The sequence below is a fragment of the Pseudomonas yamanorum genome (assembly GCF_013386765.1).
GTDB classification, from domain to species: domain Bacteria; phylum Pseudomonadota; class Gammaproteobacteria; order Pseudomonadales; family Pseudomonadaceae; genus Aquipseudomonas; species Aquipseudomonas yamanorum_A.
Map to the genome: position 1 here is coordinate 322,552 of NZ_JACARE010000003.1, position 12,955 is coordinate 335,506.

General features: G+C 61.7%; 11 protein-coding genes. 10 read left to right on the plus strand and 1 reads right to left on the minus strand.

The window, feature by feature from the left end:
* Positions 1-130: 130 nt before the first annotated feature.
* Positions 131-2,020, plus strand: a complete 1,890-nt coding sequence (thiC, locus tag HX875_RS02065) for a phosphomethylpyrimidine synthase ThiC (RefSeq protein ID WP_177041244.1) — start codon at positions 131-133, stop codon at positions 2,018-2,020.
* A gap of 189 nt (positions 2,021-2,209) precedes the next feature.
* Entirely contained in the window at positions 2,210-3,499 is a 1,290-nt protein-coding gene (cytX, locus tag HX875_RS02070; RefSeq protein WP_177041246.1) for a putative hydroxymethylpyrimidine transporter CytX, read from the plus strand.
* Here cytX and HX875_RS02075 read toward each other — a convergent pair.
* Positions 3,468-4,214, minus strand: coding sequence for an RsiV family protein (locus HX875_RS02075; RefSeq protein WP_177041247.1), 747 nt, complete (start codon positions 4,212-4,214; stop codon positions 3,468-3,470). The two genes, cytX and HX875_RS02075, sit on opposite strands and share 32 nt — an antisense overlap.
* A 211-nt stretch (positions 4,215-4,425) precedes the next feature.
* Between HX875_RS02075 and HX875_RS02080 the strand changes: the two genes are divergently transcribed.
* The 8 genes from HX875_RS02080 to parC all read left to right on the plus strand — a co-directional run bounded on the left by HX875_RS02080 (position 4,426) and on the right by parC (position 12,793).
* Positions 4,426-5,043: an NUDIX domain-containing protein gene (locus HX875_RS02080; RefSeq protein ID WP_177041249.1), complete on the plus strand. Its 618-nt coding sequence runs from the start codon at positions 4,426-4,428 to the stop codon at positions 5,041-5,043.
* Positions 5,034-5,483 carry a DUF1249 domain-containing protein gene (locus HX875_RS02085; protein ID WP_003209507.1) on the plus strand — a complete coding sequence of 150 codons (450 nt, stop codon included), beginning with the start codon at positions 5,034-5,036 and terminating at the stop codon, positions 5,481-5,483. Before HX875_RS02080 ends, HX875_RS02085 begins: the two co-directional genes overlap by 10 nt.
* Before the next feature lie 99 nt (positions 5,484-5,582).
* Positions 5,583-6,398 carry a 3',5'-cyclic-AMP phosphodiesterase gene (gene cpdA, locus HX875_RS02090; RefSeq protein ID WP_177041526.1) on the plus strand — a complete coding sequence of 272 codons (816 nt, stop codon included), beginning with the start codon at positions 5,583-5,585 and terminating at the stop codon, positions 6,396-6,398.
* Between the two features lie 49 nt (positions 6,399-6,447).
* Positions 6,448-7,056: a YqiA/YcfP family alpha/beta fold hydrolase gene (locus HX875_RS02095; protein ID WP_177041252.1), complete on the plus strand. Its 609-nt coding sequence runs from the start codon at positions 6,448-6,450 to the stop codon at positions 7,054-7,056.
* 44 nt (positions 7,057-7,100) lie between these two features.
* Positions 7,101-9,005: a DNA topoisomerase IV subunit B gene (gene parE, locus HX875_RS02100; protein WP_177041254.1), complete on the plus strand. Its 1,905-nt coding sequence runs from the start codon at positions 7,101-7,103 to the stop codon at positions 9,003-9,005.
* The gene (locus HX875_RS02105; protein ID WP_177041256.1) at positions 9,005-10,000 is read left to right on the plus strand and encodes an esterase-like activity of phytase family protein; all 996 of its coding nucleotides are present in this window, start codon (positions 9,005-9,007) and stop codon (positions 9,998-10,000) included. The genes parE and HX875_RS02105 overlap by 1 nt, the downstream gene beginning before the upstream one ends.
* Complete coding sequence (locus tag HX875_RS02110) at positions 9,997-10,518, plus strand: retropepsin-like aspartic protease family protein (protein WP_177041258.1); 522 nt, start codon at positions 9,997-9,999, stop codon at positions 10,516-10,518. Before HX875_RS02105 ends, HX875_RS02110 begins: the two co-directional genes overlap by 4 nt.
* 10 nt (positions 10,519-10,528) lie before the next feature.
* A complete protein-coding gene (gene parC / locus HX875_RS02115) occupies positions 10,529-12,793 on the plus strand; it encodes a DNA topoisomerase IV subunit A (protein WP_169386512.1) in 2,265 nt (754 codons plus the stop codon).
* The last annotated feature ends 162 nt before the right edge of the window (positions 12,794-12,955 follow it).

Genomic DNA, 12,955 nt, shown 5'->3' on the forward strand with positions numbered 1-12,955 from the left:
CTTCGTCCGGGATGTTGTTCGACAATCGAACAGCTCTTGTGCGCCAAGCACAGCACTGGTTTCAGTGCGTCCATCCGTCACAGGTTCGCTCCGACAAAAATCCACCGCCTGGATAGTTGGAGAGCCCGTGATGACTACAAAACTAAAAAACACCGTGCATTTAAGTGAATCGGCCAAGGTCGACTCCGGTTCCGTGCAGCCGTTTACCCGCTCGCAGAAAATCTATGTGCAAGGCACCCGCCCGGACATTCGTGTGCCGATGCGTGAAGTCAGCCTCGACGTGACCCCCACCGACTTCGGCGGCGAAATCAACGCGCCCGTGGTGGTCTACGACACCTCCGGCCCGTACACCGACCCGAATGTGATCATCGACGTGCGCAAAGGCCTGGGCGATGTGCGCTCGCCATGGATCGAATCCCGTGGCGACACCGAGCGCCTGTCGGGCTTGAGCTCGCATTTCGGCCAACAACGCCTGAGCGATGCCGAGCTGACCGCGCTGCGTTTCGCCCACGTGAAAAACCCGCGCCGCGCGAAGGCCGGGGCCAACGTCACCCAAATGCACTACGCCCGTAAAGGCATCATCACCGCCGAGATGGAATACGTCGCCATCCGCGAAAACATGAAGCTGGAAGAGGCCCGTGCCGCCGGCCTGCTGGACCAGCAGCATGCCGGCCACAGCTTCGGCGCCAGCGTGCCGAAAATCATCACTCCGGAATTCGTGCGCGAAGAAATCGCCCGCGGCCGCGCGATCATCCCGGCCAACATCAACCACACTGAACTGGAACCGATGATCATCGGCCGTAACTTCCTGGTGAAGATCAACGGCAACATCGGCAACAGCGCCCTGGGTTCGTCCATCGAAGAAGAAGTGGCGAAACTCACGTGGGGCATTCGCTGGGGTTCGGACACGGTGATGGACCTGTCCACCGGCAAGCACATCCACGAAACCCGCGAGTGGATCATCCGCAACTCGCCGGTGCCGATCGGTACCGTGCCGATCTATCAGGCCCTGGAAAAAGTCGGCGGCGCCGCTGAAGACCTGACGTGGGAGCTGTTCCGCGACACCCTGATCGAACAGGCCGAGCAGGGCGTCGACTACTTCACCATCCACGCCGGCGTGCTGCTGCGCTATGTGCCGCTGACCGCCAAGCGTGTCACCGGCATCGTGTCCCGTGGCGGTTCGATCATGGCCAAGTGGTGCCTGGCGCACCACAAAGAGAACTTCACTTACACCCATTTCGACGAAATCTGCGAAATCATGAAGGCCTACGACGTCAGCTTCTCCCTGGGAGATGGCCTGCGCCCGGGTTCGATTGCCGACGCCAACGATGCTGCGCAATTCGGTGAGCTGGAAACCCTCGGCGAACTGACCAAAATCGCCTGGAAGCACGACGTGCAGACCATGATCGAAGGCCCGGGCCACGTGCCGATGCAGTTGATCAAGGAGAACATGGACAAGCAGCTGGAGTGCTGTGACGAGGCGCCGTTCTACACCCTCGGCCCGCTGACCACTGACATTGCGCCGGGCTACGACCACATTACTTCCGGTATTGGCGCGGCAATGATCGGCTGGTTCGGTTGCGCGATGCTCTGCTACGTCACGCCGAAGGAGCACTTGGGCCTGCCGAACAAGGATGACGTGAAGACCGGGATCATCACCTACAAGATCGCGGCGCATGCGGCGGACTTGGCCAAGGGGCATCCGGGAGCACAGATTCGCGACAACGCGTTGAGCAAGGCGCGCTTCGAATTCCGCTGGGAAGACCAGTTCAACCTGGGCCTGGACCCGGACACGGCGCGTTCGTACCACGATGAAACCTTGCCGAAGGATTCGGCCAAGGTCGCGCATTTCTGTTCGATGTGCGGGCCCAAATTCTGCTCGATGAAAATCACCCAGGAGGTACGTGAGTACGCGGCCAACCAGCGCATTGAAGCGGTGGATGTGGACGTGGCCAAGGGACTGGCGGAGCAGGCGGAGCGGTTCAAGCAGGAAGGCAGCCAGCTGTACAAAAAGGTCTGAATCAGAACCTGTGGCGAGGGAGCTTGCTCCCGCTGGAGTGCGCAGCGCTCCCAGAATCTGGATCGGTGTTTTAACTGACACTCATCAGTTGCAGGTTTTGGGGCGGCTTCGCCGCCCAGCGGGAGCAAGCTCCCTCGCCACAGGGGGCGTTCCTGATTCAAATAATAGTGTCCCTCTGAGATAACACCCTTGAGCATTCAACCCAGCACCTATTCCCCAGACATCGCGGTGCCCAGCGACAAACGCGTCTTCGGCGCCCGCGATCTCTTTTCCCTGTGGTTCTCCCTGGGCATCGGCCTGATGGTCCTGCAAACCGGCGCGCTGTTGGCGCCGGGCCTGGGCCTCTCCGGCTCCTTGCTGGCGATCTTCCTCGGCACCCTGGTGGGCGTGCTGTTGCTGGCCGCCGTCGGCGTGATCGGCAGCGACACCGGCCTGTCTTCCATGGCTGCCCTGAAACTCAGCCTCGGCACCCAGGGCGCCAGTGTGCCGGCGCTGTTGAACCTGCTGCAGCTGATCGGCTGGGGCTCGTTCGAAATCATCGTGATGCGCGACGCCGCCAGCCTGTTGGGCACCCGCGCGTTCAGCGAAGGCAGCCTGCTGGCCAGCCCGCTGTTCTGGACCCTGGTATTCGGTGCCCTCGCGACCTTGCTCGCCGTCAGCGGCCCGCTGACCTTTGTGCGGCAGATCCTGCGCAAGTGGGGCATCTGGCTGTTGCTGGCCGCTTGCCTGTGGCTGACCTGGAACCTGTTTGCCAAGGCCGACCTGGCCGCACTCTGGGCCCAGGCCGGTGACGGTTCGATGCCATTTGCGGTGGGTTTTGATATCGCCATCGCCATGCCGTTGTCCTGGCTGCCGCTGATTGCCGACTACTCTCGCTTCGGCAAACGCGCCCAAAGCGTGTTCGGCGGCACTGCGCTGGGCTTCTTTATCGGTAACTTCTGGCTGATGAGCCTGGGCGTGGCCTACACCCTGGCGTTTGCGCCGAGCGGTGAAGTGAACGCATTGCTGTTGGCATTGGCCGGGGCTGGCCTGGGGATTCCTCTGTTGCTGATCCTGCTGGATGAATCAGAAAACGCCTTCGCCGATATTCACTCGGCGGCCGTGTCCAGCGGGATTCTGTTGCGCTTGAAGGTCGAGCACCTGGCGTTGGCCATCGGCGTTATCTGCACGCTGATTGCCTGCTTCGCACCGTTGGCGCAGTACCAGAACTTCCTGTTGCTGATCGGCTCGGTGTTCGCGCCGCTGTTCGGCGTGGTGCTGGTGGATCACTTCATCCTGCGCCGCCGTGGCCATGGGGTTGCCGCCAAGCTGCGCTGGCCGGCACTGTTGGCCTGGCTTGGCGGGATCAGCACCTATCACCTGCTGGCGAATCTGTACCCGGACGTCGGTGCGACCCTGCCGGCGCTGGTGCTGGCAGGGCTGTTGCACTTCATCCTGGGCCGGGCCTTCAGTGGCGTGCGGGCACCAGCTCAGGCTTGATCACGCCGGTCAGGCGCGCATAGGGGATGGTCATTTCGATCAGCCCCAATGCGTACGGGGCGATGGTGGTGACGTTGTACTTGAGCACCACGCCATTGCTGGTCAGCGCCACATTCGGGGTTTTCTGGAACGGCCAGTTCTTCACGAACTCCGGGTCGCGGTCCATCTGCGAGTTGATCAGCCAGTTGTTGTGGGCGACTTTCGCGGTCTTCCAGAACGCATCCTCCTGGCCCGGCAGCAGCATGTCGGTCAGGCTCAGCTCTTTATGCAGCACGCGTGAATAGTTGATGAAGCCGCGGCCCGGCTCGCCGTGGGCGGTGCCGGTGTCCAGGTAGCTGGAGACTTCGACGATCACCAGTCCGTCATGCTGCTCACGTACCTTGGCCTGCAAGTACATGCTGTTGCGGTCAGGCGACTCACGCAGGAACTGGTCGCGGTAGGCGCTCAGCGTGGCGGGCATAGCCTGGCCTGGCGAGGTGCGGGCCATCTGCAACAGACGCTTTTCGACGATCTGGTCCAATTGCGGCTCGGACGGGAAGTGCACCGTGTCGATATTGACCAGCGGGCAATCCGGGCTGCTGCAGCCGGGCTTGATCTGCTCCGAGGCGTCGGCGGTGGTGTCCAGCGGCTTGAGATAGCTCGGTTGGAACAGGCTCTGGCAAGCACCCAGGGTCAAGGCGATACAGGCCACGGAGGCGATTTTTAAAAGCGACATGTGTGTCCTTCATAAATCGAGGAAAGGTGAAAATGTGGAGCTTCGACTCCCGACAGGGCAGTCAGTTCGCCACTAAGCTGATTAGAGTGAGTTTGACGCCCGCCGTCTATCCCGGCAACCGGAAAGGGGCTGCATCAAGGGGCGCGAGCGCGTTAGGATGGCGCGATGTCGAGGCCGCCTCGACACCGCAAGGCAATAAACGAGGGTTGATATGACGGACACAGCGAAATCGACGCCGAGCAAGATCGAAATTGTTCAGCGCGACAATGCCTACACGGGCTTCTACAAATTGGATCGGCTGCAATTGCGGCACGAGAAGTTTGATGGCGGGATGAGCCGTGAGCTCAATCGCGAAGTCTTTGTTCGGCATGACGCCGTGTGCGTGCTGCCCTACGACCCGCAGCGCGATGAAGTGGTGCTGATCGAGCAGTTTCGCGTAGGCGCCATGGGCCGTACCGACAACCCGTGGCTGATCGAAATGGTCGCCGGCCTGATCGATAAAGATGAGCAACCCGAGGAGGTTGCACACCGCGAAGCCGAAGAGGAAGCTGGCCTTACATTCTCCGCACTCTGGCCGATCACCAAGTACTTTCCTTCGCCGGGTGGCAGCACTGAATTTGTCCACTTGTACCTGGGGCGTTGCGAAAGCGCCGGGGCCGGTGGCGTCCATGGACTGGAAGAGGAAGCCGAAGATATCCGCGTCAGCGTCTGGGCCTTTGAAGACGCCCTGCAAGCGGTACGTGACGGTAAAATTTCCAACGCAGCGAGCATTATTGCCCTGCAATGGCTTGCGCTTAATCGCGCGGAAGTGAGGGGGTTATGGCAGTAAAGGCACGGGAGCGATATCGGGTTGACCTGATCGGGCTGCAAGCAGCCTGCGAGGCCAACTATGCACGGCTGATGCGGCTGCTGCCAGACATGCGCCACACCCCCGAGGCGCGGCGCATCGCCGTCACCCACGGGGACCAGATGCTCGGCGTGCTGACCCTGGAAGTGATCGTGAACTGCCCGTACACCACCACCCTGCGGGTGCGCCAGGAACACAGCCTGCCTTGGCTGCCGGTGCCGCAGCTGGAAGTGCAGGTGTACCACGACGCGCGCATGGCCGAAGTGATCAGCGCCGAACATGCACGACGCTTTCGCAGCATCTATCCTTATCCCAATGTGTTCATGCACCAGCCCGATGAGAAAGCACAGCTCAATGTGTTCCTCGGCGAATGGTTGAGCCACTGCCTGGCCCTGGGCCACGAGTTCGAAGTCGTTCGATAGATGTGAACTGTGTCCGCTTCACGGGTTTCCTCTTTGTGTCCTGCCCCAGCATAATCGCCTCAAATGTCCATTCCTGTGATCACGCCCTGGGAGAACGCCTTGCCGAGCGTATCCGCCTTGAATCCTGACGCTTCGGCGTTGCTGGTGCAGTTGTCCGACAGCCACCTGTTTGCCGAGGCGGACGGCGGGCTGCTGGGCATGAATACCCGCGACAGCCTGCAGCGGGTCATCGAAACGGTGCTGGCGCAGCAGCCGCAGATTGACCTGGTGCTGGCCACCGGGGATTTGTCCCAGGACGGCACGCTTGCGTCCTATCAGGCGTTTCGCGACATGAGCCGGCAGATCGAGGCGCCGGCGCGCTGGATTCCGGGGAACCACGATGAGCCGCAGGTGATGCAGCAAGCGGCAATCAACAGTGCCTTGCTGGAGCCGGTGGTGGACGTGGGTAACTGGCGCGTTACCTTGCTGGACTCGGCGGTGCCGGGCTCGGTGCCGGGTTACTTGCAGGACCAGCAACTGCAACTGCTGGCACAATCGTTGAGCGAAGCGCCGACTCGTCATCATCTGGTGTGTTTCCACCATCATCCGGTGTCCATCGGTTGCGCCTGGATGGAACCCATCGGCCTGCGCAACCCCGAGGCGTTGTTTGCGGTGCTGGATCGGTTCCCGCAGGTGCGCGCGGTGCTCTGGGGCCATGTGCATCAGGAAATCGACCGCGAACGCAACGGCGTGCGCCTGCTGGCGTCGCCGTCTACCTGCATCCAGTTCGCTCCGGGCAGCGAGGACTTCAAGGTGAGCGAGCAGGCGCCCGGTTACCGCTGGCTGCGCCTGCATGCCGACGGACGGTTGGAGACCGGCGTCGAAAGGGTCGAAGGCTTTGCTTTCCAGGTGGATTACGGTAGCAACGGCTACTGAAATTTCCCTGTAAACTGCGCCTCTTTGGCTGACCCACAGAGGACCCGGAATGTCCGCATCGATCTTGTATATCCACGGTTTCAACAGCGCGCCGGCCTCCAACAAGGCCAGCCAACTGATCACCGTGATGGACAGCCTCGGTCTGGCCGACCAACTGCGCGTGCCGGCCCTGCATCACCACCCCCGCGAGGCGATCCCCCAGTTGGAGGCGGCTATCCGTGACCTCGGAAGGCCACTGCTGGTAGGCAGCTCACTCGGCGGCTACTATGCAACCCATCTTGCCGAACGCCATGGCCTCAACGCCTTGCTGGTCAACCCGGCGGTCAGCCCTCATCGGATGTTCGACGGTTACCTGGGCACCCAGAAGAACCTCTACACCGATGAGACCTGGGAATTGACCCACGACCATGTCGCGGCCCTGGCCGAGCTGGAAGTGCCGGCGCCCCAGGACGGCCAGCGTTATCAGGTGTGGTTGCAGACCGGCGATGAAACACTGGATTATCGGCTCGCCCAGCAGTATTACCGGGCCTGTGCCTTGCGCATCCAGGCCGGTGGCGATCATGGTTACCAGGGCTTCGCGCAACAGTTACCGGCGCTGTTGAGTTTTGCCGGCATTGGCGCAGATCAGTACCAATCCTTCGATTTCACCGCATTGTGAAACCGCAGGTTACTTTTTAATCGAACGACTCACGACGAGACCCCATGGCCACTCCCAGCGCTAGCTCTTATAACGCCGACGCCATCGAAGTCCTCTCGGGCCTCGACCCGGTGCGCAAACGCCCCGGCATGTACACCGACACCAGTCGGCCGAACCACCTTGCCCAGGAAGTCATCGACAACAGCGTCGACGAAGCCTTGGCCGGGCACGCCAAGTCGGTACAAGTCATCCTTCACGCCGACCATTCCCTGGAAGTGTCCGACGATGGTCGCGGCATGCCGGTGGACATTCACCCGGAAGAGGGTGTGTCGGGCGTCGAGCTGATCCTTACCAAGCTGCACGCCGGTGGCAAGTTCTCCAACAAGAACTACCAGTTCTCCGGTGGCTTGCACGGTGTGGGTATTTCCGTGGTCAACGCCTTGTCGAACCACGTGCGGGTCAAGGTCAAGCGCGACGGCAACGAGTACCAGATGACCTTCGCCGATGGCTACAAAGCCACCGATCTGGAAGTGATCGGCACCGTCGGCAAGCGCAACACCGGCACCAGCGTGTACTTCGCGCCGGACCCGAAATACTTCGACTCACCCAAATTTTCCATCAGCCGCCTCAAGCACGTGCTCAAGGCAAAGGCCGTTTTGTGCCCGGGCCTGCTGGTCAGCTTTGAAGACAAAGGCACCGGCGAAAAGGTCGAGTGGCACTACGAAGACGGCCTGCGCTCCTACCTGGAAGACTCCGTCAGCGACTTCGAACGCCTGCCCAACGAGCCGTTCTGCGGCAGCCTGGCCGGTAATAAAGAAGCTGTGGATTGGGCCTTGCTGTGGCTGCCGGAAGGCGGCGACAGCGTTCAGGAAAGCTACGTCAACCTGATCCCGACCGCCCAGGGCGGCACCCACGTCAACGGGTTGCGCCAGGGCCTGCTGGACGCCATGCGCGAATTCTGCGAATACCGCAGCCTGCTGCCGCGTGGTGTGAAGCTGGCGCCGGAAGACGTCTGGGAGCGGATCGCGTTCGTCCTGTCGATGAAAATGCAGGAGCCGCAATTCTCCGGCCAGACCAAGGAACGCCTGTCGTCCCGCGAGGCCGCCGCGTTTGTTTCCGGTGTGGTCAAGGACGCGTTCAGCCTGTGGCTCAACGAACACCCTGAGTTGGGCCTGGCCCTGGCGGAGCTGGCAATCAACAACGCCGGCCGCCGCCTGAAGGCCAGCAAGAAAGTCGAGCGCAAGCGCATCACCCAGGGCCCGGCACTCCCGGGCAAGCTGGCGGACTGCGCCGGGCAAGACCCGATGCGTTCCGAACTGTTCCTGGTGGAAGGTGATTCCGCCGGCGGTTCCGCCAAGCAAGCGCGGGACAAGGAATTCCAGGCGATCCTGCCGCTGCGCGGCAAGATCCTCAACACCTGGGAAGTCGACGGCAGCGAAGTGCTGGCCAGCCAGGAAGTGCACAACATCGCCGTGGCCATCGGTGTCGACCCGGGCGCGGCGGACATGAGCCAGCTGCGCTACGGCAAGATCTGCATCCTCGCCGACGCCGACTCCGACGGCTTGCACATCGCGACCTTGCTTTGCGCGCTGTTCGTCCAGCATTTCCGTCCGTTGGTGGATGCCGGTCACGTCTACGTCGCCATGCCGCCGCTGTACCGCATCGACTTGGGCAAAGAGATTTTCTACGCCCTGGACGAAGCCGAGCGCGATGGCATTCTCGACCGCCTGGTGGCCGAGAAGAAACGCGGCAAGCCTCAGGTCACCCGATTCAAAGGCCTGGGTGAGATGAACCCGCCGCAACTGCGGGAAACCACCATGGACCCGAATACCCGGCGCCTGGTGCAATTGACCCTGGAAGATTTCGCCGCCACGTCGGAAATGATGGATATGTTGCTGGCGAAGAAACGTGCGCCGGATCGCAAGAACTGGCTGGAGTCCAAGGGCAACCTGGCCGAGGTTCTGGGCTGATGCGCAGCGGTTTCGCCCTGGCGATTCTGTTGTTGAGCGGGTTGGCGGCCACCCAGGTGGTCGCAGCGCCTGCGGCTGAGCTGAAGTTGTTGTCGGAACACCCGGTGGAAGGCATGCGCGGCGGTAACCTGTCGGGCCTGGCCTTGTGCGGTAAAGACTTGTGGACGGTGTCCGACCGCGACGACGACCAGATCTACCGGCTGGATATCAGTGCCGATACCTGGCAGGCCGAAACGGTGAAGATCAATGTGCCGCCGGTGCCGGAGTCCGGGTTGCCCTTTGGTTTGCGTTCGCGCACCAAGGCAGCTTCGTTGATTCGGGGTGGTGACCTGGATTTTGAAGGCATCAGCTGCGATGCCGCGGGTAACCGCTACATCGTCAGTGAAGCCCACGCGGCGGTGCTGCAGGTGCCGGTGGCCGGTGAGCCTGAGTGGCTGAAGATCGCCCCGGGCATGGTTCGTGAAGCGCGGGCCAGTGGCTTGTTGCTGCACTTCAATGCGTTGTTTGAAGGCCTGGCGGTGAACCCCGAGGGCAATCAGATCTGGTTGGCCGCCGAGCGTGAGCGGCGTGGGTTGATTTCCATCAAGCGCCCGCAAACCCTCTGGGATTGTGACGGCCCTTGCGTATTGTTGAGCGAGGCGGGCACCGAGATGCAGCCGGCACAGATGCCCAAGGCCAAGGCAGTTTCGCGGAATTTCTCTGACGTTGCGCTGTTCGAGGGCAAGCTGTTTACCCTCGAAAGCAGCCAGTTCCAGTTGTGCCGTCGTGACACCGTGACGGCGAAGGTCGAGCAATGCTGGTCCTACGCCGATGAAATGCTGGCGCCGCAACGCCAATACAATCAGCCCTACGGCCTGGCCGAAGCGTTGGTGGTGGATAGCGAGGGTGCCTGGATTGGCCTGGATAACAACTTCGGCGCACGCGCCGATGGCGAAAAGCGGCCGGTGGTCTATCGTTTCGCCGCCCCTGCGGGTGGCTGGAGCGCCAAGCCATGAGTGCGCAGGCGCCCGGCAAGCGCGCCGGACGAGTGTTGATGTTCGTGGCATGGGGCGCCGGCTTGTTTTTGGCAACACGGTTTTTTGGGCAGTGGGAAAAGCATCAGGAAAATCCCAATGCCGTGGTGACCTCGGAGCAGCACGAGGGTTATGTCGAAGTAAAACTGCTGGGCAACGGCCAAGGGCATTTTGTGGCTACTGGCCAGATCAACGGCCGGCCGGTGGAGTTCATGCTCGACACCGGAGCCACCGACGTGGCGGTTCCGGCCGAATTGGCCGACCGTCTCGGGCTTAAGCGCGGCATGCCGGTTGGCGTGAGCACTGCCAACGGGCGAACCCAAGGTTTTCGGACCGAACTGGGCCGCCTGCAACTGGGCGATATCGTCCTGCAGGACGTGCGTGCCCTGGTGGTGCCGGGGCTGGGCGATGACCAGGTATTGCTGGGCATGAGTGCATTGAAACAACTTGAATTTACCCAGCGCAGCGGCACCTTGCTGCTGCGCCAGACCAAACAATGATGAGGCCCGCATGAGTGACATCCTTGCAGACAGCTTAGACGGCGTTGAACGCCGGTCGCTGGCTGACTTCACCGAAAATGCCTACCTCAACTACTCCATGTACGTGATCATGGACCGTGCCTTGCCGCATATCGGCGACGGCCTGAAGCCCGTACAGCGGCGCATTATCTATGCGATGAGTGAGTTGGGCCTGGACGCTGACTCCAAGCACAAGAAGTCGGCGCGTACCGTCGGTGACGTGCTCGGCAAGTTCCACCCCCACGGCGACTCGGCGTGCTACGAAGCCATGGTGCTGATGGCCCAGCCGTTCAGCTACCGCTACACGCTGGTGGACGGCCAGGGTAACTGGGGTGCGCCGGATGATCCCAAGTCCTTCGCGGCCATGCGTTACACCGAAGCACGCCTGTCGCGGTATTCGGAAGTGCTGCTCAGCGAACTCGGCCAGGGTACGGCCAACTGGGGCCCGAACTTCGACGGCACCCTCGACGAACCGCTGGTGTTGCCGGCACGTTTGCCGAACATCCTGCTCAATGGCACCACCGGCATCGCCGTGGGCATGGCCACTGACGTACCGCCTCACAACCTGCGGGAAGTAGCCACCGCGTGCGTGCGTTTGCTGGACGAGCCGAAGGCGACCGTGGAGCAGCTCTGCGAGCACATCCAGGGTCCGGACTACCCGACCGAAGCGGAAATCATCACGCCTCGCGCCGACCTGCTGAAAATCTACCAGACCGGTAAAGGCTCGGTGCGCATGCGCGCCGTGTACCACATCGAAGACGGCGACATCATTGTCACCGCGCTGCCGCATCAGGTGTCCGGCGCCAAGGTGCTGGAGCAGATCGCCGCGCTGATGCAGGCCAAGCCGTCGAAGTTGCCGCAAGTGGCCGACCTGCGTGACGAGTCCGACCACGAAAACCCATGCCGCATCGTGATCATCCCGACCAACAGCCGGGTCGACCATGAAGTGCTGATGCAGCACTTGTTCGCCAGCACCGAGCTGGAATCCAGCTACCGGGTCAACATCAATATCATTGGCCTGGACGGCAAGCCGCAGTTGAAGAACCTGCGGGCATTGCTGGTGGAATGGCTGGAGTTCCGGGTACAGACCGTGCGTCGTCGCCTGCAATTCCGCTTGGACAAGGTCGAGCGCCGCCTGCACCTGTTGGACGGCTTGCTGATTGCCTACCTCAACCTGGATGAAGTGATCCATATCATCCGGACCGCCGAGCACCCGAAGGCCGAGCTGATCGCGCGCTTCGAGCTCAGCGAAATCCAGGCCGACTACATCCTCGACACCCGTCTGCGTCAGTTGGCGCGCCTGGAAGAAATGAAGCTGCGTGACGAACAAGACGCGCTGCTCAAGGAGCAAGCCAAGCTCCAGGCCCTGCTGGGCAGCGAGGCCAAGCTGAAGAAGCTGGTACGCACCGAGCTGATCAAGGACGCCGAAACCTATGGCGACGACCGCCGCTCGCCAATCGTCGAGCGCGCCGAAGCCAAGGCCCTGACCGAAACCGAGCTGCTGCCCAACGAGAAAATTACCGTCGTTCTGTCGGAAAAGGGTTGGGTTCGCTCAGCCAAAGGGCATGATATTGACGCCACTGGCTTGTCGTACAAGGCCGGCGATGGTTTCAAAACCTCCGCGGCCGGGCGCTCCAACCAGTTTGCGGTATTTATCGACTCCACCGGTCGCAGCTATTCGGTACCGGCGCACACCTTGCCGTCAGCACGGGGGCAGGGCGAGCCGTTGACCGGGCGCCTGACACCGCCGCCGGGAGCGAATTTTGAATGCGTGCTGCTGCCGGACGATGATTCGCTGTACGTCATCGCCTCCGATGCCGGCTACGGGTTCGTGGTCAAGGGTGAAGACCTGCAGGCCAAGAACAAGGCGGGCAAGGCGTTGCTGAGCCTGCCGAACAACGCCAAGGTGATCCTGCCGCGTACGGTGGAAGACCGTGAAGGCAATTGGCTTGCATCGGTGACCACTGAAGGTCGCCTGTTGGTGTTCAAGATCAGTGACTTGCCGCAGTTGGGCAAAGGCAAGGGCAACAAGATTATTGGTATTCCCGGGGAGCGGGTGGCCAGTCGCGAAGAGTACGTGACCGACATCGCAGTGATCCCGGAAGGCTCGACCCTGGTGCTGCAGGCCGGCAAGCGCACGTTGTCGCTGCGCCCTGACGACCTCGAGCACTACAAGGGTGAGCGGGGTCGTCGCGGCAACAAACTGCCGCGCGGCTTCCAGCGAGTGGACGCATTATTGGTGGAAACGCCCGTTTAACGCGATATAGAGCGCCCGATCTACGATTTAACCCGTAGATCGACGCTTTCGCGCTGGAGTCACGGCGCATATTCACGGATGATATGGCCTTTCCAGCGCCGGCGTGGCTGAGCGCGTACAGGTTATTTTTGAGTATTACATTGTGGTTCGCCTTGTGGCAGC